This is a genomic window from Amycolatopsis sp. cg5 (assembly GCF_041346955.1).
Classification (GTDB): domain Bacteria; phylum Actinomycetota; class Actinomycetes; order Mycobacteriales; family Pseudonocardiaceae; genus Amycolatopsis.
This window is the reverse complement of sequence record NZ_CP166849.1, coordinates 5,523,674-5,549,084: the sequence shown is the minus strand read 5'-3', so window position 1 is coordinate 5,549,084 and position 25,411 is coordinate 5,523,674. Positions and strand designations below refer to the sequence as shown.

At 69.5% G+C, this 25,411-nt stretch carries 16 protein-coding genes; 14 read left to right on the top strand and 2 right to left on the bottom strand.

All coding sequences use genetic code 11. The features are described from left to right. The first annotated feature begins 5 nt into the window (after window positions 1-5). From AB5J62_RS24585 to mycP, 4 genes are read left to right on the top strand one after another with little or no spacing between them, the layout of a single operon-like run. On the top strand, window positions 6-2,609 hold the full coding sequence (locus AB5J62_RS24585; RefSeq protein ID WP_370942294.1) for an AAA family ATPase: 2,604 nt from the start codon (window positions 6-8) through the stop codon (window positions 2,607-2,609). 25 nt (window positions 2,610-2,634) lie between these two features. Further along, window positions 2,635-5,034 carry a right-handed parallel beta-helix repeat-containing protein gene (locus tag AB5J62_RS24580; RefSeq protein ID WP_370942293.1) on the top strand — a complete coding sequence of 800 codons (2,400 nt, stop codon included), beginning with the start codon at window positions 2,635-2,637 and terminating at the stop codon, window positions 5,032-5,034. Window positions 5,035-5,074: 40 nt separating this feature from the next. Beyond that, on the top strand, window positions 5,075-7,501 hold the full coding sequence (locus tag AB5J62_RS24575; RefSeq protein ID WP_370942292.1) for a hypothetical protein: 2,427 nt from the start codon (window positions 5,075-5,077) through the stop codon (window positions 7,499-7,501). Beyond that, a complete protein-coding gene (gene mycP / locus AB5J62_RS24570; RefSeq protein WP_370942291.1) occupies window positions 7,498-8,733 on the top strand; it encodes a type VII secretion-associated serine protease mycosin in 1,236 nt (411 codons plus the stop codon). The genes AB5J62_RS24575 and mycP overlap by 4 nt, the downstream gene beginning before the upstream one ends. 68 nt (window positions 8,734-8,801) lie before the next feature. On the opposite strand, the gene eccCa is transcribed toward mycP, so the two are convergent. Next, window positions 8,802-12,785, bottom strand: a complete 3,984-nt coding sequence (gene eccCa, locus AB5J62_RS24565) for a type VII secretion protein EccCa (protein WP_370942290.1) — start codon at window positions 12,783-12,785, stop codon at window positions 8,802-8,804. A gap of 129 nt (window positions 12,786-12,914) precedes the next feature. On the opposite strand from eccCa, the gene eccD reads away from it, so the two are divergent. The 10 genes from eccD to AB5J62_RS24515 all read left to right on the top strand — a co-directional run bounded on the left by eccD (window position 12,915) and on the right by AB5J62_RS24515 (window position 24,643). Then, window positions 12,915-14,312: a type VII secretion integral membrane protein EccD gene (gene eccD, locus AB5J62_RS24560; protein WP_370942289.1), complete on the top strand. Its 1,398-nt coding sequence runs from the start codon at window positions 12,915-12,917 to the stop codon at window positions 14,310-14,312. Beyond that, window positions 14,312-15,727: a type VII secretion protein EccB gene (eccB, locus tag AB5J62_RS24555; protein WP_370942288.1), complete on the top strand. Its 1,416-nt coding sequence runs from the start codon at window positions 14,312-14,314 to the stop codon at window positions 15,725-15,727. The genes eccD and eccB overlap by 1 nt, the downstream gene beginning before the upstream one ends. A 154-nt stretch (window positions 15,728-15,881) precedes the next feature. Next, window positions 15,882-16,211, top strand: coding sequence for a hypothetical protein (locus tag AB5J62_RS24550; RefSeq protein WP_370942287.1), 330 nt, complete (start codon window positions 15,882-15,884; stop codon window positions 16,209-16,211). Window positions 16,212-16,255: 44 nt separating this feature from the next. Continuing rightward, window positions 16,256-16,549, top strand: a complete 294-nt coding sequence (locus tag AB5J62_RS24545; RefSeq protein WP_370942286.1) for a WXG100 family type VII secretion target — start codon at window positions 16,256-16,258, stop codon at window positions 16,547-16,549. 116 nt (window positions 16,550-16,665) lie between these two features. Continuing rightward, the gene (locus AB5J62_RS24540; protein WP_370942285.1) at window positions 16,666-17,109 is read left to right on the top strand and encodes a hypothetical protein; all 444 of its coding nucleotides are present in this window, start codon (window positions 16,666-16,668) and stop codon (window positions 17,107-17,109) included. A gap of 147 nt (window positions 17,110-17,256) precedes the next feature. Next, complete coding sequence (locus AB5J62_RS24535; protein ID WP_370942284.1) at window positions 17,257-19,911, top strand: hypothetical protein; 2,655 nt, start codon at window positions 17,257-17,259, stop codon at window positions 19,909-19,911. Between the two features lie 3 nt (window positions 19,912-19,914). Beyond that, window positions 19,915-21,525: a hypothetical protein gene (locus AB5J62_RS24530; protein WP_370942283.1), complete on the top strand. Its 1,611-nt coding sequence runs from the start codon at window positions 19,915-19,917 to the stop codon at window positions 21,523-21,525. Between the two features lie 2 nt (window positions 21,526-21,527). Further along, window positions 21,528-21,971: a YbaB/EbfC family DNA-binding protein gene (locus tag AB5J62_RS24525; RefSeq protein ID WP_370942282.1), complete on the top strand. Its 444-nt coding sequence runs from the start codon at window positions 21,528-21,530 to the stop codon at window positions 21,969-21,971. Window positions 21,972-21,973: 2 nt separating this feature from the next. Next, on the top strand, window positions 21,974-22,309 hold the full coding sequence (locus AB5J62_RS24520; RefSeq protein ID WP_370942281.1) for a WXG100 family type VII secretion target: 336 nt from the start codon (window positions 21,974-21,976) through the stop codon (window positions 22,307-22,309). A gap of 42 nt (window positions 22,310-22,351) precedes the next feature. Beyond that, window positions 22,352-24,643 carry a hypothetical protein gene (locus AB5J62_RS24515; RefSeq protein ID WP_370942280.1) on the top strand — a complete coding sequence of 764 codons (2,292 nt, stop codon included), beginning with the start codon at window positions 22,352-22,354 and terminating at the stop codon, window positions 24,641-24,643. A gap of 196 nt (window positions 24,644-24,839) precedes the next feature. Here AB5J62_RS24515 and AB5J62_RS24510 read toward each other — a convergent pair whose 3' ends face one another. Then, on the bottom strand, window positions 24,840-24,962 hold the full coding sequence (locus tag AB5J62_RS24510; RefSeq protein WP_370942279.1) for a hypothetical protein: 123 nt from the start codon (window positions 24,960-24,962) through the stop codon (window positions 24,840-24,842). Between the last annotated feature and the right edge of the window lie 449 nt (window positions 24,963-25,411).

Here is a 25,411-nt window from a genome sequence, read left to right as displayed (position 1 = left end):
CTGACATGGCTCGCGAGTGTGAAGACCTGATCGGGCGTCAGGCTGAGGTCGCCGCGTTGCGCGGCGACGACCGGACACCGGCCCTGGTGGTGCTGCGAGGTGCCCATGGCAGCGGCCGGACAACCGTGCTTGAGTTACTGAACGGTGAACTGCGTCGTGATGGCGTCACGACGTTGAGCGCACCGCGGTCGGCGCATCACGAATGGGACCGCTTCGGGGTCGGCAGGCTCCTCGCCGCCGTCCGTGATCAGTTCGAAGAGTTCGCTGCCGACGCCAAGCTCACCGCGGCGCTGCAAGCGGCCGCGCATCTGTGCGCCGAAGAGCACTACCGCACGTCCTGGTCGAAATTCCGGATGCTCAACGCCTTGGCCAAGCTGTTCACCAGGCTGGGCACGACGGGGCCGGTCGTCCTGCTGGTCGATGACGCCGACCAGGTTCCGGAGCCGGTGCCCGCGCTCATCGCGGTACAGCGTGCCGGGCACCGGGTGGTGGTCTCGTGCACGCCGGGCACGCCCGAGGGCGCCGACCGCCTTTGCCAGCTGGCGAGCCACGTAGAAGACCTGGCCGAGCTGTCCGACGAGGATGCCGACGCGCTGTTGCGCCGCGTGGTGAACGCACCGGTCGACCTCCGGTTGGGGGAGGCGGTCCGCACCGGTCTCGGCCCGCTCTGGGGTAACCCCGGTGCGATGCTGGCGACCGCCGCGGAGCTGAGCCGGACCGATCGGCTCGCGCTCGTCCACGGGGTGGCCTGCCTGCGCAGGCCCGCCGAAGCCGTCGTATTGCCCACCGGTCACGAGTTGTTCAGCCACATCGAGGCCGAAGGAAGCGTCGCTCGTGATCTCGTGGTGCTGTCCGGCGGGTCGACCGGCTTCCACGTGGACGAGATCCCCCTGCTCGCCAAGATGCACGGTATCCCCGCCACCCGCTGCGGTCAGGTGGCCGATCGGCTGGTGCACGCCGGTGTGCTGATGAGCGCGGGCGAGGGCAGGCTCGCCTGCCGCTGCCCGGCGCTGGGCGCCGCGCTCGCCGAGCAGGTCGGCCCGGACGCGGTGCGTGTACTGCACCGGGTGCTGGCCCAGTGTCTGCTCGATGACGGGCTAAGTCGGCCGTTGTCGCTGGTGGCCGGGCATGTCGCCGCCGCGGGGACAGCGCTGCCCGCCCGGCCGGAGCTCGCCACGCTGCTGCGTGACGACGAGATCCGATTGACCCCGTTCGACCGGGAACGGCAGGTGCGGCAACGGCACTCCGCCTGGTGGCACTGCGGAGTGCGTGCCGAGCGCGGCGCGCGCCAGGCGGAGCTCGTGCTGACACTCGTGCGCGCGGCGGACTACCGCGGCATGGCCGAGTTCGTGACCGAGGCCGTGGCGGTGGGGATCGAGCCCGGCGCCCGCGGTGGGCTGGCCGCCGCGGCGGTGCTCGCCGCACTGCACCTCGGCAAGCCGGTTCCCGAGCCGGTCGCCGTCGCGCTTGCCGGGTGCGCCGAAGCGGCGGAACCACTGGCCTTGGCCGGTCGGTGGTTCGACGGCGAGGAAATCCGCCCGGAGGAGATCGAGGCAGGCTTCGCGGTGGCGTGGCCGGGCATGGGCACACTGCCCGCCGACGAGAACGCGTGTGCCGAACTGACGGCCGCTTGCCTGCAGCGGGACCTGGTGCCGGTACTGCGCCAGCTGCTCGGTGCGAACTACGAGCTGCCCGGCAGCGGTCCACTCGCCGCGCATCACCGAGTCCGCAGCGGGTATGTGAACGGTTCCTGGTCGGACGCGCTGAGCGCGGCACGCGATCTGGAACTCGACCCGGCCGCGGACGCCTGGATGACCGAGCACGCCCGCCTGATCGCCGCGGAGATCAGCGGCTGGCGCGGCGACGACCACCATGCCAGGTCCTGGTTCGAGGCGTCCGCCGCGACGGATCTGATCCCCGCGTTGCGCGCGTGGGTGGAGATCGGGCTGCTCCGGCACGTCGAAGGCGCAGTGGCGGCGTTCGCGCATGGCTGGCGTGATCTTGATCGGCGCGCCGTCGGGACGGGCGCCGCCCGGCTGCAGCTCAGGCTCGTCGAGTTCGCCGCCGAATCAGGGCAGCCCGACGCGGTGCTGGTGGCGCTAGACGAACGCCACCAGCGGCTCGGCAGGCCGTGCACCAGCGAGACGGTCCCATTCGCGCAGTCGCTGGTGGCGATGGACGGGGCTGCCGTGCGCACAGCCGAACAGGCTTTGCGGGCACGTGGGCATCGGTTCGGGCTCGCCATCACCTGCCTGCTGGTCGGGATGGTCGAAGACGACTCGGAGCGCTGGTTCGCCGAGGCGTTGGAGATCGCGCTGGAACTCGAGGCCACCCGGTTGACCGGAGTGATCAAGAACGCGATGGAGGCCAAAGGCCTGCCCATGTCGTCCAGCCGTGTCCAGCCCGAGGAGTTGTCCGAGCTCGAGATGCAGATCATCAAGCTGGTTCGGCTGGGGCACACCAACCGGCAGATCGCGCAGAGCGTGGTCATGAGCGAGAAGACGATCGAAAAGCACCTCACCAGGCTGTACCTGAAGACCGGCTGCCGCAACCGATACGGCCTGGCTACCTCGACGTTTGGTGACATATGTGAACCGGTTGGCGCGTGAGCGTCCTGAACGAGGAGCCCGGACCTTGAGCCAGCACGCCATCGTGGTGACCCGCACCCCCGGGCCCGGATATCGCAGTATCGCCGACGCGGTCGCCGGCGCGCCGCACGGCGCGGTGATCCTCGTGGGTCCTGGTCGATACAGCGAGAACCTGGTCCTCACCAAGCCGGTGACGATCACCGCCGAGGACGGGCCGGGCACGGTCAAGCTGGTGGCCGCGGCGGGCGTAGCGGTCACCCTCGAAGCCGAATCCGCGGCGCTGTCCGGTGTGTCGATCACGGCGACCGATGCGGACAGCCCCGCGATTCTGATCACCCAAGGTCAGCTGAGCGTCTCGGAGTGCACGGTGCAGGCGTCGAGCTGGGCCACCGTGTACGCCGCGCAGCACGGCACCGTGCTGATGCGGGACTGCTCGGTGCTGAACGAGATCGGCGCAGGCGTGGTGGTGACGTCGCCGCGCGGCGGCGTGCTCGACACCTGCAGACTGGAGCGGCTGGGCACCACCGCGGTGGTGGTGGCCGAGGACGGCACGCTGCTCGTGCGGTCCAGTTCGCTCGGGCCGTCGGCGGGCAACGGTATCTGCCTCAACGGGCGCGGCAAGCTCACGGTGGAGGACACCGTGGTCACCGGCACGGGCAAACCCGCGGTCGCGGTCGAGCAGCAGGCCGCGTTGGCGGCCACCCGGCTCAGCGTCACCGATACCGAGACCATCGGGTTCTATCTGGCAAGTACCCAGCAAGTGGTGCTGGAGGACTGCGGTGTTGAGCGCAGCGGCGCGGAAGGCGTGTTCGTCGCCGAAGGCTGTGCTCCCGTCCTGCGTGGCTGCCGAGTGCGGGGCGCGCGCGGCCGAGGGATGTATTTCGGCGGGCGCGCGGCCGGGTCGGTCGAGGGCTGCGAAGTGTCCGAAGTGGATGGTGTGGGTGTCGCGGTGAGCGAGCGAGGCGTGCCCGAGTTCGACCGGACGACGGTGTCCGGATGCGGGGCCGCCGGAGTACGGGTCGACGAGGGTGCCGACCCGTTCTTCCGGCGGCTAAGGGTGATCGGCTGTGATGGTGCGGCCGTCGAGGTCGACGGCGGGGCGCGCGGGACCTTCGAGAACATCGAGATCGACGGCGGCGGCGGACCGGGCCTGGCGATTGCCGGCGCCGCGCGGCCGACCGTGACCGGGCTGAGCCTGCGCGGGGTGGCCGAAGCCGGGGTACGGGTGATGGGAGCGGCGCTGGCGCTGGCGGACAGCGCGCTCACCGGCACCGGCGCCGAGGGGGTGCATGCGGGCTCCGGCGCGGACGTCTCACTCCAGCGCTGCCGGGTGCAGGACAGCAGCGGGGTCGGCTGCCTGTTCGGGGAGGGCGCCTCCGGTTCGATCGCCGACTCGGAGTTCACCGGCGGATCGGGCGACGGTATCCGGCTCGACACCGAGGAGGCAGTCCAGGTGACGGGGTGCACCGTGCGGGACAACCACGGCAGCGGGCTGCGACAGACCAAACCGGGTGCCGCGATCACCGTGCTCGACCTGACCACTGGCGGAAACCTGGTACCCGACGCGTTCGGCACGGCAGCGGCCGCGATGGACACCCCGGCGCCTGCGGCGCCCGCGCCCGCGAAACGGCAGTCGGAGTCGGACCCGCTGGCCGATCTGCAGGGCCTCGTCGGCCTGGCCGGGGTCAAGGCGGAGGTCACGTCGCTGATCAACCTGAACAAGATGGCCCAGCGCCGCAAGGACGCCGGGCTGTCCGCGCCGCCGATGGCCCGGCACCTGGTGTTCGCGGGTGCTCCCGGCACCGGCAAGACCACGGTGGCCCGGCTCTACGGCCAGATCCTCGCGCAGCTGGGTGTGCTGCGTGAGGGACATCTGGTCGAGGTGGCGCGCGCCGACCTGGTCGCGCAGATCATCGGTGGCACCGCGATCAAGACGACGGAGGCGTTCACCACCGCGCTCGGCGGGGTGCTGTTCATCGACGAGGCGTACACGCTGGCCCAGGGTGGCGGTGGCTCTGGGCCCGACTTCGGGCGTGAGGCGATCGACACGCTGGTGAAGCTGATGGAGGACCACCGGGAGGACGTGGTCGTCATCGCGGCCGGTTACACCAAGGACATGCGCCGGTTCCTGGAGTCCAACCCCGGGATGGAGTCGCGGTTCAGCCGCACCATCGAGTTCGCCAACTACACGCCGGAGGAATTGGTGACCATCGTCCGGTCCAACTGCGAAAAGCACGACTACCGGCTTACCGAGGACGCCGCCGAGGCGCTGCTGAAGTACTTCGATCGGATCCCCAAGGACGGCACGTTCGGGAACGGCCGCACAGCGCGGCGGGTCTTCGAGGCGATGACCGACCGGCAGGCGTCGCGGTTGTCGGTGAGCGCCACGGCTACCTCGGCCGAGCTGACGTTGCTCACGTTGGAGGATGTCGCCCCCGAAGGCTGATTCGGGACCCGTCGGCGCGGCTGACCGCAGGAGAGTATGGATGAACGAAGGCAACACCCACCGGGTGCTCGACGCGCTCGTCGTGGTGCGGCGGGGCCAGCATGCGCTGGTCTGCCTCCCCGAGGAGGCCGGGCACGACCACGTGGCGTTCGGCTGGCCACCGGCGTTGCCGGGCAGGCTTTTCGTGCTCGTCACCCCCGGCGCGGCCAAGTCCGTGTTCGACGGCGCGTTGTCCGAGCCGCTGGCCCCGCTCGTCCGTGAGACCGGGTGCCGGACGGTGGCGGTGGCGCTCGCCGGTTTCGGCGGACGGCCAGATCAGGTGCGACGGCTCGCCGAAACGCTGGGGATTGACGTGGTCGTGCCCGGCGGCGCGTTCGCCTCACTGCCCGGCGCGGGGATGTACGACAGCGCCGGCTGGCGGTTGTTCCGCCCTGACGGCTTGGTGGAGTCCGCCGGATTCCGCCAGCCGAGGCCACGCTGGGACGCGGTGTTGCCGACCGACCCCGTCGCCGAAGGTGGTCTCGTCGCCGAGCAGGTGCCTGCTGGGCTGGTCGTGCGGGACATCGCCAGTCCGCCGGCCGCCGTGGGTGATCCGGCGTTCGTGGCCACCGTCGATCCCCGCGCGCCGCAGATCGTGCTCGGTGGTCCAGACCAGGTGCCCTCGCCCGCCGCGGTCGCGGCGATATTGGGCAGATTGCGACTGCCCGATTATGTGCTGGTGCCCGGCTCTCCCGCCGTGTCGGCGCATTTCTGGCTGGTCGAGCTGGCGATGACGCTCGGCAGGCCGCTGACCGTCTTGACGGGAGTCAGGACGGGTACCGGCACGTTCGTCGCCGGACGTGCCCCCGGCGAGCCGTTCAAGCCGTTTCCGGTGGTGCTGCGCCAGCCTCCTGGGGGAGGTGACCAGCAGGTACTGGCGGTCGCCGACCCGCCACCCGGCTGGCGGCGAGCCGGGGTCACCGGCTATCAGTACGGCGACGTACTGGCCGACGTGGTGCCCTCCGGCCTGGTACTGCGGACAGGCGCCGCCGATCCTTCGAGCGGCGCCGCGGCGTTCGACCCGGCGGGCTGGACACTGCAGCTGGGCACTCGCGGCGAACCGATCGACATCCGCGTGCTCGGTGCCGCCGAGCGGCTGCTCGAGGGCCTTGACCCGGTGCGCCGTGCCCTGGCGCGGCTCCGGGTCGCCGGTGACCTCGACGATCACACGCGCGAAATGCTCGGCGGCTGGTCGGGGCTGGGATCGCCGGTGCCGCCCGTGTCCGTGACGCGTCAGGAACTTCCTCCCGCCGAGCCTGCGCCGGAACAACGGGAACACGGGGAACCGCCTGAGCAGCCTGAACGCCTGGAGCAGCCGGAACAGCCGGAACAGCCGGAGCGGCGTGCGCGCCCGGTGCCGCTCCCGCCGCCGATCGTCACCATGTCGGCTTCGCCAGTGCCGACCGTCTCCGGTGCTCCGGCTGTGCCAGTCTCCCCGGCATCCGTCCCCGCGGCATCGGTGGACCTGCCCGAGGTCGACGAACACGAAGAGCCGACGGAGCCGGAGCCCGCAGAGACAACCGCCGAGACAGTCGTCGAGCCGGATCCCGCCGGCGAAGACCCTGCGGACCAGGTCGTCTTACCGCCTGATGGTGAGGCGAGCGGACAGGTTCTGGTCATCGCAGACCGGATGAGTACCACCGCAGAGCAGACCCGGTTCGCCGAGGCCTCCGGCGGTGCCTTCGGCGAAGCACTCGCGACGGTGAACGCCGCGCTGGCCACGTGGCCGTCGATGCGCCAGGGCGGCGCGGCCGGGGTCAAGTCCGACTATGTCGCGGTGTGCCTGTTCCTCGGTGGTGGCTCGAGCGGCGCCAAGTCGGTCAATGACGCCATCCGATCCGGTCACGACGTGCCCGTCGCAGGGCAGGCCGCGTGCCTGATCTCGGGGATCCGGCGGTTGCCGACGCACCGCCGCCCGGTCCTGCGGCAGTCCACCGCCGCCGAGCCGGTCGACCCCGGCGCACTGGTGACGGAGCCCGGTTTCCTCACCGCCAGCGCGGATCTGAGCATGACCGTGCCCGGCGCCACCACCGATCTGCTGATCTGGCCCGCGACCGCGCGGCGAACCGCCGAGCTGACCATCGGCCGCACTCCGGAAGAGGTGGTGTTCTTGGCAGGCGCCCGTTTCAAGGCATTGGCCGTGCGTGACGCCGGGGACGAACCCGGGGACGAGGATCGCGAGGGGCCGCCCCCGCCGAGGCTGGCGGTGCTCTTCCGCGAGCTCGCGCCCGGCGAAACGCCTTCGGACGACGGCGAGCTGGACGACCGTGACCGTGCCGTGCTGACGAAGCTCGACCGGGTGCTGGCCTTGCGGCGGGAGTCGACACTGCAACGGGTCGAGGATCCGGAGACGTCCGAGCGGCTGACCAGCGGGCTCCTGTCACTGACCGGGGGCGCTGGCTCGACCGGCGTCATGATGGCGTCATGAGCGCCGGACGGCATACCCGGCTGTGCTGCTTGGCCGCCGCCGCCCTGCTGGGGGTGACCCCGGTGACCGCCGCGACGGCGCAGGAGACCGCCACACCGCTTCCAGCAGGCCAGAAGGGGTGCTTGTCCCCGCCACCGAGTGCCGAGGCGGGCGTGCCCTGGCCACAGCAGCAGCTACAGCCGCAGCGCGTCTGGCCGCTCACCACCGGGGCCGGGGTCACCGTCGCGGTGGTCGACTCGGGTGTCGACGGTGGTACTCCCCAGCTGGCCGGTGGCCGCGTGGCCGAAGGCGTCGACGTCACCACCCCTGGCCGGGGTCCGGCCAACACCGACTGTTACGGGCACGGCACCTTCGTCGCGGGCATCATCGCGGCTTCCGTCTCACCGGACACCGGTTTCGCCGGGGTCGCGCCTGGAGCGACCATCCTGCCGATTCGCTGTGCGAGCCCCGGTGAGGACGGCGCGGTGCCCGTGCTGACGTCGGCGGCGATGGCCGATGGCATCCGCGCCGCCGTCGACGGTGGCGCGCGGGTGATCAACATCTCGGCGAGCACGACCACTCCTGACCCGAAACTCGCCGACGCGGTGCGGCACGCGGCCGACCATGACGTCGTCGTGGTGGCTTCCGCGGCCAACGGCGCCAAACAGGGCGATCCGGTGACTTACCCGGCCGCCTTCCCGACGGTCATCGCGGTCGGCGCGGTCGACGCGGCGGGCCAGCGCGCCGAGTTCTCGCAGACCGGCAAGTTCCTCTCACTGGTGGCTCCCGGCGTCAACGTGGTGAGCGTCGGCCCTCGTGGCGGCGGGCATTGGCAGGGCACCGGCACCAGCTATTCGGCGCCGTTCGTCGCGGGTGCCGCGGCGCTCGTGCGTGCCTACCACCCAGACCTGACCGCCGAGGCTGTCCGGCATCGCCTGGAGGCCACCGCCGATCACCCGGCGGCCGCGTTGCCCGACCCCGGCCTCGGCTGGGGCACGGTCAACCTCGTGGCCGCGGTGACCAGTGTGCTGCCGGAGGAAGGCACCGCGGGCCGGATGATCGACCCGCCGCCCGCCGCGCCCGTCGCCGCCGCGCAGGCGGGGGTGAACGGTCCGCTGGTCGCGCTGGTAGCACTCCTGCTGGTCGGCTCGTTCGCGTTCCTGCTGGGCGTGGCGGTCCGTCTGATCCGCGCCGGCCGTGCGCGGAACTGGGGCAAACGGGGCGCCCAGGGTGCTGCTTCCCAGGTGAACTGACCCGGCTGACCTTTTGGTCTCGCGGATGACCAAAAGGTCATCCGCGAGACCAAGAGCCGCGAAAGCGGTCAGGCTTGCTCGGTGCCCTCGACCAGCGGCGTCTGTACCAGCTTGATGGTGCGCCTGCGGTTGACGAACTGCGCACGGCCCGGTGGCAGCGTTCTCGGCTTCAGCGCGCCGAGGAAGCCGCCTTCGGACTTGGGACAGGACAGCATCAACGCGGGCGTGCCGAGCTCCCACATCCGCCTGATCGCGGCATTGCTCATCGACCGGCTCGCGCCTGCCGTGCTGCGCGCGATGATCACGTGGACCCCGATGTCGGCGCCTTGCGCGAGCAACGGCATCAGTGGGGCGAGTGGCCCGGCGCCGGTGTTCTCGGTCAGCTCGAAGTCGTCGATGATGATGTAGAGCCTGCCGCCCTGCCACCAGTCGCGCTGAGGCAGGCGTGCCGGGGTGATCTCCGGTCCGGGTATCCGCTTTTCGAAGATCGGCGCCGCACCCGCGATCGACTTCGCCAGTGCCTCCGCCCCAACCGCGTACTCGAGCTGGTGCTCGGCGGGGATCGAGTCACGGAGTTCGCGGCGGAAGTCCCCGAACATCACCCGTGCCTCGCTGGCCGGATGGTGGGCCGCCACCGAGCGCGCGATGTGCCGCAGCAGATTGGTCTTGCCCGATTCCGCGTCGCCGTAGATCAGCAGGTGCGGGCTGGCGTCGAAGTCGTGCCACTCCGGCGCCAGATGGACGTCGTCGAGGCCCAGTGCCATCCGCATTTCCGCGGCGGGCCTCGGCGCGGTGGGCGGCGGCAGCTCGGACACGGTCAGTTTGTGCGGCAGCAACCTGACCTGCGGAGCCTTCGGCGCCGACGGCATGTCCAGCGCTTCGGCGAGTTCCACGGTGGCTTCGGCCAGGTCGTCGGTGCCCGCCCAGCCGTCGATGCGGGGGAGTGCCGCCAGGAAGTGCAGCCGGTCGGGGGTGATACCGCGGCCGGGGATCGCCGGCACGGTCGCCGCGAACCGGCTGTTGATCTCCGAGTCGATCGGGTCGCCGAGCTTGAGCTCGAACCTGGTGCCCATCACGTCGCGCAGCCACGGCCGCATCTCCGACCAGCGGTTGGTGGCGATCACCAGGTGGATGCCGAAGCTCAGGCCGCGAGCGGCGAGCTCGGTGAACTTCTCTTCGATCTCCTCGAAATCCGCACGGATGGTGTACCAGCCGTCGACCACCAGGAAGACATCGCCGTACGGATCGATGTCGTGGAACCTGCCCTGTGCGCGGGCGCGCCGGTAGGTGGTCATGGAGTCGATGTTGTGCTCGGCGAAGATGGATTCGCGTTTGGCCATCAGGTTGGTGACTTCGAGGACCGTGCGCGTCACGCGGTCGCGGTCGAGCCGGTTGGCGATGCTGCCGACATGTGGCAGCTTGGCGAGCGAGGTGAGCGTGCCGCCGAAGTCGAGGCAGTAGAACTGGACCTCGGCCGCGGTGTGGGTCAGTGCCAGGCCGGCGATGAGCGTGCGCACCATGGTGCTCTTGCCGCTCTGCGGGCCGCCGACGACGGCCGCGTTGCCCTTGGCGCCGGACAGATCGGCTTCGAGCAATTCGCGCTTCTGCTGCGCGGGCAGGTCCAGCAGGCCGACCGGCACGGTCAGGTTCGCCGTGTGCAGGTCGCCGACCGGACGCGGCCCGAGCTGCGGGTGGTCGACCAGCGGCGGCAGCAGCTGGTCGAGCGTCGCCGGGGTCTTCAGCGGCGGCAGCCACACCTGGTGCGCGCGCGGCCCGACCCCGCGCAGCCGGGTGATCAGCACGTCCAGCACGGTCTCGATGCCTTCGTCGGACTCGGCGACCGGTTCCGGTTCCGGTTCGGGCTCCGGGCTGACCGGCGGTTCGACGTACTGGGTGCCGAACGGCACCACATGCTGTTCCCAAGAGGACACCGGGCCCTGCACCCGCTTGGCCCGGTACGGAGCGGACGAGTACGCGCCTTTGAAACGCAACAGTGTCTGCGTATCCGGGCGGAGGTAACCGTTTCCGGGGCTGTTCGGCAGTTCGTAGGCGTCGGGGACCCCGATGACACTGCGGCTTTCCATGGCGGAGAAGGTGCGCAGGCCGATGCGGTACGACAGGTGCGTTTCGACCTTGTGGATCCGGCCCTCGTCAAGCCTTTGCGACGCGAGGAGCAAGTGGACACCCAGGCTTCGGCCGAGCCGCCCGATCATGGCGAACACGTCGATGAACTCCGGTTTGCTGGACAGCATCTCGCTGAACTCGTCGACGACGATGAACAGCGCGGGCATCGGTTCCAGCGGAACACCCTGCTGCCGCGCGGCTTCGTAGTCACGCCGTGACGCGTAGTTCCCCGCCGCGCGCAGGTATTCCTGGCGGCGGTTCATCTCGCCGGTCAGCGCGTCCTGCATGCGGTCGACCAGTTCCAACTCCTCGGAGAGGTTGGTGATGACCGCGGAGGTGTGCGGCAGCTGGTCGAACCCGAGGAAAGCCGCGCCACCCTTGAAGTCCACGAGCACGAAGTTCAGGTCCTCGGAGGAATGTGTGGTCGCCAGCGCCAGCACCAACGTTCGCAGCAGTTCACTCTTGCCCGACCCGGTCGCGCCAACACACAGCCCGTGCGGCCCCATGCCGTCTTCGGCCGCTTCCTTGATGTCGATCTCCAGCGGTGTGCCACCGCCCGAGATACCGATGGGCACACGCAGCCTGCGCTTGCTCGTCATCCGTTCACGCCGGTACTTCACCGGCTCGAAGGTCGCGACGTCACTGATGCCGAGCAGTGCCGCGAGGTCGTAGTCGGCGGCAGTCGGCTCGTCGTCCTCGACCGCTTCACCGACCCGGAACCGGGCCATGGTCATCGCCAGCGCGCTGGCGCTGATCTCGCTGAGCAGGTCGGGACGGCAGAGCGCCGACGACTGCCGCTTGCCGACCCGGTCGAACGACACCGTGCGCACCTCCGTGTCGTCCACCTCGAGGAAGAGCGCACCAGGCCTGGGTTGCCACGGCAGCGAACCGCCCACGTCCAGCACCACGGTGTTGCGGTAGCCCTCGTCGGCGATCCGGTGGTCGGCGGGCACCGCGACACCGTCGATCACGAGCACCACCAACGGTTCCGAGGCGGTGATCGGTGTATCCGCCTCGAACCGGGGACGCCCGGTGAAGGAGGTCCCGCCGAGCATCAGCTCGATCTCGGCCGGATCGTCGGACACCAGCCTGCGCGCGCCGGCGGCGTCACGATTTTCGGGATCCTGGTTGTGCGGCAGCCATTTGAGCCAGTCCCACCACTGGGTGCGGTCCTCGGCAGCGCAGACGGCGACGATCACATCACCGGGTGTGTGCGCGGTGACCAGCTGAGCGAGCATCGCGCGGACGAGGCCGAGCACGTGCTCGTTGTCGCCGTCGAACTGGATCTGCGCGAACCCGCGCAGATAGACCGCGATCGGGGCCTGCGGCAGCGTGGTGTACGCGCGCAGGAACCGGCGTAGCGCGTGAGCGGTCAGCGGTTCGAGGTCGTCGACCGGCTTGCTGTCCGGCGGCAGCAGCTTCATCGTCGAACGTTGGGTGCCGAGTCCTATCCGGACCTCGCCGAAGTCGTCGTGCGCGGGCCGTCGTTCCCACAGCCGGTAGCCGAGCGCGGTCGACCACAACGCGTGCGGGTCCGGATGCGTCCAGCGGGCCGCACGCTGCTGCGCACTGAGCGCGCCGCGTACCTTGGCGCGCAGCTGCCCGAGATAGCGGACATAGTCGCGGCGATGCCCGTTGAGCTTCTGCTTGTGCGTCACCGAGCCGCGCACCATCTGGGTGATCAGCATGCCGATCACCGACAGCACCATCACACCGCCGCCGATGTAGGAGAAGATCCCGGAACCCGGCCGGACGAACATCATCACCATGGCGAGTGAGCCGAGGCCCATCGGCGCGTACATCAGGACCGAGCTGATCCCACCGCTGGTGTCCTCCGGAACGCCAGGCGGCGCCTGCAACTCGATCTCTTCCGCGGGCGCGGGCGGTTTGGGCCGCCTCGAGCGCCGGACGAACAGTGTCGTGCTCACAAGCTCTCCCTAGACGAGTAATTGTCCCCTACTTCGCGACGGCGGCCGGTATCGGACGGTGGCAGGCCGATTCACGCATTAGGTTCGCGGCCGTGGGTCTAGCCCTGGCAGGAAGGACCTTGGCAGCAGATGGAAGAGCAGACACAGCATCGCACAAGCAGTTCGGCCAGGCTACGTTTCATCCTGGGTAAACAGAAGGTCGACGTGGCACTCCCCACGGAGGTCCCGCTCGCCCATCTGCTGCCTGCCATTCTCCCGCAATTCGGCGCCGAGGTCGTGGAACAAGGTGTCGAGCACGAGGGATGGGTGGTGCGACGTCTCGGCGACAAAACACTGGACGAGGACCGGACGCTCTCCGAGCTGAGTGTGCTCGACGGTGAGACCCTGCACCTGCGGCCGCGCACCGATCAGGTGGTCGCGATCGACTACGACGACCTGGTCGACGGCGTCGCCGAGCAGGTGACCGCGCATCCAGGCACTCTCAACCCGACCCGAGTGCGGTGGATGTTCCGCGCGGCGGCTGTGGCGTGCCTGCTGCTCGGTCTCTGGCTGGTGCCGGGTGCGGGTTCGCCGCAGTCACAGGCGCAGCTCGCCGGTGGGCTGGCCCTCGCGCTGGTGCTCGGTGCGGCGTTACTGGCACGTGGCGCGGCCGACGCGCAGACGGCGACCATATTGGCCGCGGCCGCGGCCGCGTACGCTGGTGTGGCCGCGGCATTGGTGGTGGGCGTGCTGGCCCCTGGCGCACCGCTGGTGCTGCGGGTCACCGGAGCGGCCACGGGTGCGTTGCTCGCGCTGGTGGCCGGGCTGGCCGCGGTGGCCGAAGGGGTGCTGCTGTTCGTCGCGGCGACCGTGTTCGCCGGAACCCTGCTGCTCACCGGAGTGATCGGGGTGCTCACCGGCGCGACGAGTGTCCAGGTCGCGGCCATCGGCGTGGTGCTGTCGATCATTATGGGCATCTTCGTACCGCCTGCCGCCTTCCGGCTGTCGGGTCTCACCCTGCCCATGCTGCCTACCGGCGCCGACGAGCTGAACGAGGACATCACGCCGATTCCCCACCAGCTGGTCGTCGACCGCGGCTCGGCCGTCGTCGGGTATTCGACCGCGCTGCAACTCGGCCTGGGCGCCGCGCAATCGCTGCTGCTGCCGATCGTCGTCTTCGACGGCGACGGCTGGGCGAGGGCTTTGGTGCTGGTGCTTGCTTTGTTGCTGTTCCTGCGTTCCCGGCACCCGAACACGGTGATCCAGCGCTGGGCGCTGCTGGTGCCTGCCTGCACCGCGGTCGCCGCGTATCTGGTCGCTTTCGCAGGCGAGCAAACGCCCGCCGTCCGCCTGCTGGTGCTCGTGCCCGTGCTTTTCGGCGCGAGCGCCTTGCTGCTGCTCGGTGGGAACCGGCTGCCGGGGCGGCGGCTGCGACCGTACTGGGGCCGTGCGGTGGAGATCTTCGAGTCGATCACCGCGATCGCGGCACTGCCCATTCTTTTCCAGATTCTGCACCTTTACTCGTTCATGCGCGCATTGGCAGGCTGATGAAGTCACGCAAGGATCAGGTACAGGCCTATTTCTTTGTGGTCGGCAGGCTGGCAGCCGCGGTCACCCACGGGAAACCGGATGTGCTGCAGCCACCTGCCAGGCGCGTCACCACCGGCACCGTGTTCGGGTTCCTGCTCACCGCGCTGCTGGCCGCGATCTTCGGTATTTATGGTCTTTTCGTTCCTGGCAACGACACGTCGTGGCGGCACGCGGGCGCGATCGTGATGGACAAGAGCAGTGGGGCTCGCTACGTCTATCTCGACGGCGCGCTGCGGCCGGTCATCAACTACGCGTCGGCCCGCCTGGTGGCTGGGCCGGACGCCGGTGGCAAGGTCGTCGCCGTTTCGAGCAAGTCCCTGGCGGGCACTCCGGTCGGCCAGCCGGTCGGGATAACCGGCGCGCCCGACGCACTGCCCTCCGCGACCGCGCTGTACCGGGGTGACTGGTCGGTGTGCGTCCAGCCGCCGGGCAGTGACCCGGCTGTCGCCGGACCGGCGGTCACTCTGTTGCTCGCCGAACAGCGAGGCCGGGTGCTGACCGAGAGCCAGGCGATCCTGGCGTACACATCGGACGGTTCGACCTTCCTGATTTGGCAAGGAAAGCGGCTGAGGGTGCCGGACACGTCACAGTTGCGTTCCCTCGGCTACGGCGACCTGCGTCCGGTGGCGGTCACCCCGGCCTGGCTCAACCCGATCCAGCAGGGGCCTGATCTCGTCGTGCCCGCCGTCGCGGGGACGGGCTCACGTGGTCCGGTCATCGACGGCAGGCCGATGCTGGCAGGCCAGCTCGTCGAGGTGCGCAATCAGGCGATCAAGACCGACCAGCTGTTCCTGGTCCGTGCCGACGGGATCACGCCGGTCAGCAGGACGGTGGCCGCACTGCTGCTCGCCGCACCCTCGACGCGTGCGGCCTACCCTGGCGCGCTGGTGGAGCCGATCCCGGTCAGTGCGGGCGCGCTCAGCGGGGTGCCCACGTCGTCGGGTCCGGCGCTGGGCACCGGACTGCCGCCTGACCCACCGGAACTGCTGGCGCCCGACCAGAATTCGCTCTCGTGTGTCGCCTACCCGGTGGACGCGGCGGCCCCGCCGCAGGTGCGGCTGGTCGACGCCACCGCCGTGCGTTCCCGGTCGATGCCGATGGCCCGGCACCAGGCAGGTACCACCGCGGACCGGGTGGTCATCCCGGCCGGGACCGGGGTGCTCGCCCGACAGCAGGCCGTGCCCGGCGCACCACCCGGCGCGGCCTTCCTGATCACCGAGCTGGGTATGCGATATCCGGTGGCCGGTCCGGACGTGATGGGTGCGCTGGGCTATGCCGAGACCTCGGCGGTGCCGGTGCCGGCGGGACTGCTCGGCCTGCTGCCCGCCGGCCCGCTGCTCAGCGCCGACGCGGCCCGTTCCAGTCCGGCCTGAGCATTCGCGAAACATTTCCCTCCGAAATCCAGAATGGTTGCGAAAAGGCTCCGAAGGCTCTCGATCGAATTTAAGCTTGGGTCATGGCCGCACCGCCGAACAAAATGTACGGCTCGACCGAGTGTCGCGGCACCACAGTGCAGGAGGAAAACTGATGTCGCATTCAACAACGCTCTCCCCGCAGACGATCAACCAGCAGGCGGATCGGCACGACACCTTCGCGCAGAACATCAGCGACCAGCTGACCCAGCTGAAGAACGAGGTGGACCAGACTCTGCAGATGAGCACCAGCGCCGCTACCCGTGCGCTGAGCACCACCTGCGACAACTGGGTCGAATCGGTGCGCAGCTCGGTGCTGCAGCACATGACTGGCATGGCGAACAACATGCGCCGCGAGGCCAGTGACCAGGAAGCGATGGACCAGGAAAGCGAGAAGGCGATCCTGAACGTGCCGATGGAGACCGGGAACTTCCTCGGCGCCTGATCTTCCGCTTTCTTTCCGTCTCGTTTTCCTGAAAGGATGAACAAATGTCCAACGACACCATCAAGTATGACTATCCGGTCATCGAGCAGTGCCTCGGCATGATGAGCAAGAAGGCCACCGAGATCGAGAACCAGGCCGACGAGCTGGAGAAGTCGGTCAAGTCGATCATGACCGGTTGGGAAGGCAGCACCGCGGACTCCTACGAGCGGCTGGCCGGTGATCTCAAGGCCGATCTCATCGCCAACAAGACCAACCTGGAGAACCTGAAGGCCGCACTGGAGCGGGCCGCGCAGGAGATGCAGGACAAGGACCGGAGCGGCGCGGGCCGCCTGGGCTGACATCGGCTCTTCAGCCGCCCGCACCACCCATCCCGGAACCGGCGGTGCGCTGGTCACCCCCCGGCACCAGCGCACCGCCACCCCTGTCCGTCCACTTCGGCCGAAGGAGCCTGTTCGTGGCCACCAACTACAATCCCGAAGCGATCAAGAAATCGGCCGACAAGCTCGGCAGCATCATGGACGACATGTCCGCGTTCGACGCGCTGAAGCCGAATTGGCCCAACGCTGGGAAGTTCCCGCTGGCGCAGTGGCTGGAGCGCGTGGTCGATGACCGCCGCAACGGCCTCGTCGCCCAGGGCGAGCACCTCAAGACCGTGCTCACCGACCTCAAGTCGACCCTCGTGTCGATCACCGACGACTTCCAGAACACCGACGGCGACAACGCGGCGAAGATCAAGCAGAGCATCGTCGACATCGAGAAGCGCGCTTCGGACGACGTCGCGAAGTTCGACCAGGGCACCGAGGCCCAGCAGGGCAACTTCACGGGCGGCCCGAAGGGCAACGCCTCCGACGGTGATGGGTACAACGACAACCTTCCAGGTTCGGGTGCCAAGGCCTGAACCTTGGCTGGCCTGAATTCCGTCAGAAACTGAACTCCGCCGATGTCACGGCCTCCGCAGACGCCTGTCGTCGGAAACGAAGGCGTTCCGCGGAGGTCGCCGGTTTGGCACCGGAACCCCGGTCGCTCTCGTTAAGGATGTAGTCCTATGTCTGATTCTGCCGGCACGCCGCTGGTCGGTGAGTACTCCTCGTCCTCACCCGCGCTGGACACCACCCAGTACGGGACCATCGAAGCGCTCAACGGCGTCGTCTCCGATCTGGTGTTCAACTCGGATGGTTCGCACGCGAGCTTGAGCCGCGCGACTGTCGCCGAAGCGTGGTACGAGCTGGAGAAGGACTTCAACAAGGCGACCAAACGGTTGGGTGACATCAACCAGGAGATCGCCAAGGAGATCAAAGCGCTGAAAGACTCACTCGCCGGTGAAGCGGGCGACGCTCTGCAGAAATACGCGACCGACATCCTCAACGAGAGCGAAGAGCTGTACAACACGCTGGAAGGCAGGAAGTACGGCACCGCGGTCGGGAACGTGGGGCATGCCATCCAGGCTTTCGCCGGTGGCTGGTGGAACATCATCGAGAACTCCGACGAAAAGCGAAAGGCCGCGGATAAGGCGTTGCGCGCCTTCGCCGCGACGGAGATCGCACTCGCCAAGTCGGTTCCCGCGGTCAACGCGATCCAGACCAATCTGAAGAGCCAGCTCGAAAGCATGAACAACCAGGCCGACGACGCACTGGTCAAAGACTTGCAGGGCGCGCTCAGTGCCCTGGGCGCGCAGTACAACACGCGTGGCGGCGACTTCGTGCCGCTGAAGATCATCAACGGCCTGTCCAAGGCGAACGACTCGCGATACACCCCCGGCGTCGGCGCCCCCGGTCCGACTACGAGTGGAGGGGGCACCTCCGGCGAGGGCGAGTCCAAGAACCCCAAGCTCGACGACATTCCCGCGACGACGGCGGAGGGCGGTACCCCCGGCGAAGAAGGCGGTGGTGACGGCCAGAGCAAGGACACGACACCGGCGCTGGACCGCGAGCCTGTTGCCACGGAAGGCGGCGAAGGCGCAGGCAAGCAGCAGGCGTACGAGCTGGACGACATGCCCGCGACCTCGACGGCCGGCGGCACCCCCGGCGGCACCTCCGGCGGCACCTCCGGCGGGGAAGACACCGCGTCGACAGCCGGCCTGGACAGCGCGAAGCAGGCCGCGGATCAGGCCATCGGCGGCCTCACCTCGCCGACGGGTGACACCGGTGCCGGGACCGGGGGTGGCTCCACCGGTGGCGCTGGCACCGAGGGGGGCTCAGCTGGTGGCACCGGGAGCGGTGGCGTCGGCACCGGGTTGAGCCCGGAAACCCAGAAGGGCCTCGACGACGCGAAGGCGGCCGCCGGCCAGGCCATCGACGGCCTGTCGTCGCAGACTGACGACCCGGCCCGCCAGCAGGCGCTGGAGGAAGCGAAGAACGCTGCTGGCCAGGCGATCGACGGCCTCTCCGATCCGTCGGGCGCGGCCGCGGGCGGAGTGCCTGCGATCCCGACGACCGGTGGTGGGGCCGGAAGTGGTGGTGGTACGTCACCGGAGGACGAGCGGCGCCAGCAGGCGCTGGCGGACGCGAAGAAGGCCGCCGATGACGCGATCGACGGGCTCACCGATCCGGCCGGTGCGGCAGGCGGCGGAACACCGGGGATCCCGACGACCGGTGGTGGGGCCGGAAGTGGTGGTGGTACGTCACCGGAGGACGAGCGGCGCAAGCAGGCCCTGGCGGACGCGAAGAAGGCCGCCGGTGACGCGATCGATGACCTGACGAATCCGGATGGCTTGCCCAGCACGGAATCAGGCGGCCCTGGCGGCGGTGAGGGCGCTGGCGACGTGGCGCTCGACAAGGCGAAGGAAGCCGCGGGGAAGTCGATCGACGACCTCTCGAAGCCGGACGACTCTCCCGAACGCAAGGAAGCGCTCGAAGAGGCGAAGAAGGCCGCCCAGAAGGCGATCGACGACATCGGTGCGGCGAATGGCGACCCAGAGGCGATCCAGAAGGCGAAGGACGCAGCAGGCGCGGCCATCGACGACCTGACGGGCAAGACGGACGACCCGCAGGCGAAGCAGGCGCTTCAGGACGCGAAGGAAGCTGCGGACAAGGCCATCGGCGACGCGACCAAGCCAGAGGACCCGGTGCGCGTGCAGGCACTCGAAGACGCGAAGAGCGCGGCGGACAAGGCGATCGACAGCCTCGCCAGCGACGGCACGCCGGAAGAGAAGGCGGCCTTGGCCGAGGCCAAGGCCGCGGTGGACAAAGCCATCGATTCCGCCGGCGGGCCACGGGAGCTGGAGGACTTCCTCGCCGCTGACCGGGTCCCGGTCGACAGCCTGGGCGGCGCCGGCGGTGGTGCGCCCGATCTCGGTGGTGGCGCGGGTGGCGGTGGAGTCCCCGACCTCGGTGGTGGCGCGGGTGGCGGTGGCATGCCCGACCTCGGTGGTGTCGGCGGAGGCGGAGGTGTCGGCGGCGCCGGCGTACCCGCTGTGGCCGAACCGGCGGTGGCAGGTCAGTTCGATACCCAGCCCGGTCAGCGTGGCGCGCCCGCCGGTATCCCGGTGACGGCCTCGTCGGCGGGTGCCAGCGTCGATCCCACCGCCGGAATGGGACCGGGTGGCATGCCGATGGGTGCAGGTGGCATGGGCGGCGGGGGCGCCGGCGCGGGCCAGGAAGGCAAGGAACGCGAGCCGCAGATCTGGCTGCAGGCGGACAAGGGCGCCTGGGATGATCCCGACAACGACCGCCCGGACTCACCCGTGCTCGGCAGGGACTGACCCATGACGGTCGAGCCCGCACCCCCGCTGGACGACGCGGCACTGGCCGCCTTGCCACCGGAACAGCTTGCCCAGCTGGTGAACGAGGTCAGCCCGGATGCCTTCTACCAGCGTGCGGTGGCCTTCGAGCAGGCGCAGGCGCGCTGGGAGGAGGCCAGGCACGAGTTCCAGCGCGAGTCGAAGCACATGTGGGAATTGTGGAGCGGCGAGATCGCCGACGCCTACGACCAGGCCGCGCGCCGGATCGACGCCTCGGTGGAGGAGGTGATCGAAGCGCTGGCCAGTCCCGGCTATCCTGCCATGCTGCGGCAGGCCGGTGACGCGCTCGCGTTGGCACAGCTGAGGTTCAAGAACCTGCAGGCGCAGGGTGAGGCCACCGACCCGCAGGCGGCCGCGCAGATCGTGCGTGATCTCGGTCAGGTCTACCACGACGTGGGCAACGCACTCGTGCCGTTTCCGGACTCCGGTCAGTCCGTTCCCGCCGCCTTCACGCCGGGCACCGGCTCCACCTCCGCCGACGGGGTGGTGCCGGTCCAGCCTGACCAGGCAGGCGTGACCGGTGCTGGCTGGGGTGGCGGCGGTGCCGGTGCGGGTGGTGTCCCGTTCGTGCCGGGCGGGCCTGGCGTGACCAGTGCATGGGCTCTCGGCGCGCGTGGGGACTTCGCCGGTGATTGCTCAGTGAACCCGGCTGACGGCGGTGTGTCGAGTGATGGTGTCTTCGCCGCGGGTTATCAGGCTCATTCGGCGCCCGCGGTGCTTGGCCGTGCCACTGCGGTCGCGGCAGGAGCGGACGTCCCGGAGGCTGCCGTGGTCATCCCGGTCGGTATGCCCGCTGTGGTCGGCCGTGCCAAGGCCGATCACGCGGACGGTGACCGCAAGAAGACCGCACGCGGGCAGGTTCCTGCGGAAACGGGTGCTTCCGTGTCGTCGGCGGGCGGCCAGGCCGTCGCGGACGCTCCACGCGCGCTCGTGTCCGACGGGGCGAAGACCACTACGCCTGCTCCGGTGACAACTTCCGCCCAGCCGGCGACGGCTCCGGCCACGGCTCCGGCGACGGCGAGCGCCGGGTCCCCGCCGGAGGCCGCCACGAGCGTGCAGGCCACGCAGGGATCGTCGACGCCCGGTCCGTCACAGAGCTCTGGCGGTCAGGCGTTGGCGGCAGCGCAGGAAAGTGCTCGTCAGCTTGTCGCGGGGACACCGACCGGCGGCGTTTCCGCCGGAAACGCGGCGGGGCAGGGAGCACCGCCGGTCACCCCGCCGGTGACGAAGCTGGGCGAGTTCGACACCGCTCGGACCACGTTGCCCGCGACGCCGGGTCCGGCAGCGGCGGCAGCTGGCGCGACGGGTGGTGGCGCGGCGCCCGGAGGTATGCCGCTCTCCCCGATGGGATTCGGTGGTATGGGCGGGCAGCAGCGTGAGGACAGCGAGCGGCACCCGGAGGCGTTGCTCAATTCCGACAAGGAGATCTGGGACTCCCCGGGGTGGACCTCGGTACTGGGCAGGCGGGAGAAAGCCCCTGAGGCGCCGCTCACCGACATAGCGGACGAAATTGACCTGACGGATATTCCGGAAGGTCCTAGCGCGATGGACCGGCTTGACGATTGGAGGAAGTGAACATGACCGACTTCTCTGAAATATTCGATCGCGACGGAGGTGTCGAGGACGCCATCGCCAAACTCGAGAGCGAACGCGTAAAGCTGGGCGAGATGTGGAGTGATGGGCGGACGACGGTCCGTGCGAAGAATCAGGCGCTTGAGATGACATTCGATGGGCGAGGAGAACTGATCGACCTCGTTTTCGACGAGTCGAAATATCGGACGCTGGTGCCGAAGCAGCTCGCGAGAGTCATTCTCGACACGCTGCAGCTGGGGCGTCTGCGCACCATGGAGAAGCTGATCGAGGTGATGTCCCCTGAAAGCGCCGGGTTCGACTTGGGAACGTCAGCCTACGGTGATGGCGACCCCCAGAACACGCTCGACGCGCTGATCCCCCCGCTGACGCAGCGGGTCGAACACCTCGGTCCGGCCGCTTCCCGGCCCTGTCGCGAATCGGAGAAATAATCATGACCGAGAACTTCTATCTGGATCCCGCGGAGGTCGCGCAGGCCACCGGCAGGATCAAGGCAGCGAACGACGATCTTTCGAGCGCTTTCGAAGTTCTCGAATCCGTGCTGCTGGAACATGACGGTTGCTGGGGACACGATGACGTCGGAAAGACGTTCGAGCAGAAGTACGTGAAACCGGCCACGGAGGCGCGTACGGCTATCGGTAACTCAATCGAAAACACTGGCGGCACCGCCAGTAACCTCGAACAGGCATCTTCGGAGTTCCAGGGGCTGGATCAAGAATCCGCAGCGAGGCTGGACGCCGTTGTGGGCGAGGAATACGACCAGGAATAACGCGTCGTAGCGTTTTCTGGCAAGTGAAAGGGAGACAAGCGGATGAGTGGATCGGATGAGGTCACCCATCTGCCTCCCAAACTGCAGAAGTTCTTCAAGGTCGTGCTCGGCATGGAATGGCCGGAGACGAGCGGTCCCGGCGTCAGTGCCATCGGCGCCGCATGGGGAGCGTTCGCGGACAAGGCAGACGCGTTCGCGGACGAAATGGAGGCGGCGGCCGGCAGGCTGGACACGGCGATGGACGGCGCGGTCGCGTCCCACACCGTCTCCTGGCTCAAGGACGACCTTGTCACAGGTATGCGCGAGCTGGCCAATCAGTCCCGTGACTTCGCGAAGACGGGGAAGAACGCCGGCGCCGACGTGACGAAGACGAAGATCCTTTTCGTCGTCATGGCGGCGATGGCGCTCGCCACCGTGATCATGCTGATCAATTCGCTGGTCGGTGCCTTCCTCGTGCCGGCGGTGGAGGCCGCCGCGCAGCTGAGCATGCGGTTGCTGCTGCGGGAACTGCTCACCAGGATCTCGCAGCTGACCATCAGGGACCTTACCGTGGCCGCGGGCGAAGCGCTGGCGAAGATCCAGCGGCACGCCATTCCGGTCGCGATCAACACCACGAAGACCGCGGCCAAGTACGCCGCGGTCGGCGCCGGGATCATGGCCTTCATGGACGCGTCCATCGACCTCGGCCAGATGGGCGACAAGACGCGCGACGGGTTCGACTGGGACGCGTTCACCGGCGCGGTGATCGGCGGAGCGATCGGTGGCGCCGCCGCGGGCGTCGCCCAGTCCGCCTCGCGGGGCCTGGTCGGACTGATCTCGAAAGAGGCGAAGAGCAAGCTGCCGCCGTATGTGGTCGCGTTGGGGCATCTCGGCAACGCCGGCCTGCAGATGACCATGGTCGCCCTCACCAACCCACTGGTCAACCTGGCCACCCATGGCAAAGGCAACGTCTGGGACGGAATCCTGGGCGCGGCCAGCAGGTTCGAGCCCGGCCGGGCCGCGAAGACCGGCACGGGCGGTGACCCTGGTTCCACCGCCGACCAGCCCGGCGCCGGTATCAGCGATGTCGCTGACCTCAAGTTCGAGAAGAAGGGGGGCTTGAAGGTTCCCGACGTCGAATCGATCGACGACATCGAGGGCTCGGGCCTTCCGGCGTACTCGGCCGGCCCGGCCGAGGGGCACCAGGTGCTCGGATCCGACGACGCGCCGCCCGCTTTCGAGCCGTCGGACGGACGGCCCGCCTACACCGAGGACGGCAAACCGCTGGGCACGGTCTTCACCAACTCCGGTGCGGGCGGCCGCGGCACGATCCAGACCACTTCGGCTGACCATGGACTGGAATCGAGCGCCTCGCCGACCAGTTCGGCGCGGAGCACGGTGATCGGGGATGCGCCCACGTCGTCGCCTGGTGTCGGTTCTTCGTTGGCTGGTGCGGGTGAGGGTTCCGGTCAGTCGTCGCAGGGGCAGTCCGCTGCTGGTGGGGTGCCTGCTGTTCAGTCGCAGGCCGGGGTGGGGGGTTCTGGGGAGGGTGTTCCCGTTGGTGTCGGGGATGCGCCCACGTCGTCGCCTGGTGTCGGTTCTTCGTTGGCTGGTGCGGGTGAGGGTTCCGGTCAGTCGTCGCAGGGGCAGTCCGCTGCTGGTGGGGTGCCTGCTGTTCAGTCGCAGGCCGGGGTGGGGGGTTCTGGGGAGGGTGTTCCCGTTGGTGTCGGGGATGCGCCCACGTCGTCGCCTGGTGTCGGTTCTTCGTTGGCTGGTGCGGGTGAGGGTTCCGGTCAGTCGTCGCAGGGGCAGTCCGCTGCTGGTGGGGTGCCTGCTGTTCAGTCGCAGGCCGGGGTGGGGGGTTCTGGGGAGGGTGTTCCCGTTGGTGTCGGGGATGCGCCCACGTCGTCGCCTGGTGTCGGTTCTTCGTTGGCTGGTGCGGGTGAGGGTTCCGGTCAGTCGTCGCAGGGGCAGTCCGCTGCTGGTGGGGTGCCTGCTGTTCAGTCGCAGGCCGGGGCGGGGGGTTCCGGGGAGGGTGCTCCCGTTGGTGCTGGTGCGTCGTCCTCCCCGGCTGTTGCCGGTTCCGGCGTGGGGCAGCCTGCGGCCGGTGGCACGCCGCCCACCCAGACACAGCCCGCGGTGGCGGACCCCGCCCCGGCGCCGGGGCGGGGTCGACTCCTTCGGGCAGCACTTCGTCGCAGGGGCAGCCTTCGCCTGGCGCCGGTGCGGGGCAGCCGTCCACGGCCGGTGCTCAGCCTGCGGCGGCTCAGAGCACTTCGGCCGTCGGACCGCGCGGCGGGGAACCCGGCGCCACGGCCCCATCGCAGGTCGAGACTGCCACGAAACCACCGGTGACGACCACGGCCGGAGACGCTAAGACCGGCGCGGAGTCCGCGACGACGGCGTCCGCCGACCGGCCCGCGACCGTGACACCGCCCGCCGTGGGCTCGCAGTCCGCTGTGACGGCCTCTGGTCCTGCCGGAGCGCATGCCGGCGAGCAAGCCGCCACTCCCGCCGCATCGCGTCCAGCGGCCGGTGACAGCGGTGCGGTTCAACCGGGCACCGGTCGCCCGGAGCAGGCTCCCGCCGACCAGCCACGCCCCGCGGCGGCGGCAGGCAACCCGCCGCCGCGGGTCGAGCCGTCGGCCCGGCCGGCGCCCACTACTACGACCACGCCCACCACCCCGCCTGCGGCCACCGTGCCGTCCGTCGTGACGGCTGGCGGCCCTGCTGCTTCCGCTGGACCGCGCCCGATCACTGACGACGGTGGGGTGGCGCAGGCGAGCGCCGGCCGTCCGGAGCAGGTTCCCGCTGACCAGTCGCGCCCTGCCGTCTCAAGCGGGGCCGCCACAGCAGCCGGGGCGCGTCCGGTCGCTGGCGAAGGTACGTCGGTCCAGCCGAGTGCGGGGCGTTCGGAGCAGGTTCCCGCTGACCAGCCGCGTCCTGCCGTGTCGAACGGGAATCCGTCACCGGCGGTGACTGCCGCTGGTCCGGCCGGGGCGCGTCCCTCGGCTGGTGCGACGACCGGCGACGCTGGGACGGTGCAGCCTGGAGCAGGCCGTTCGGAGCAGGCTCCGGCTGACCAGTCCCGCCCAGCCCCGCCTGGTGGCAACCCGCCGCCGC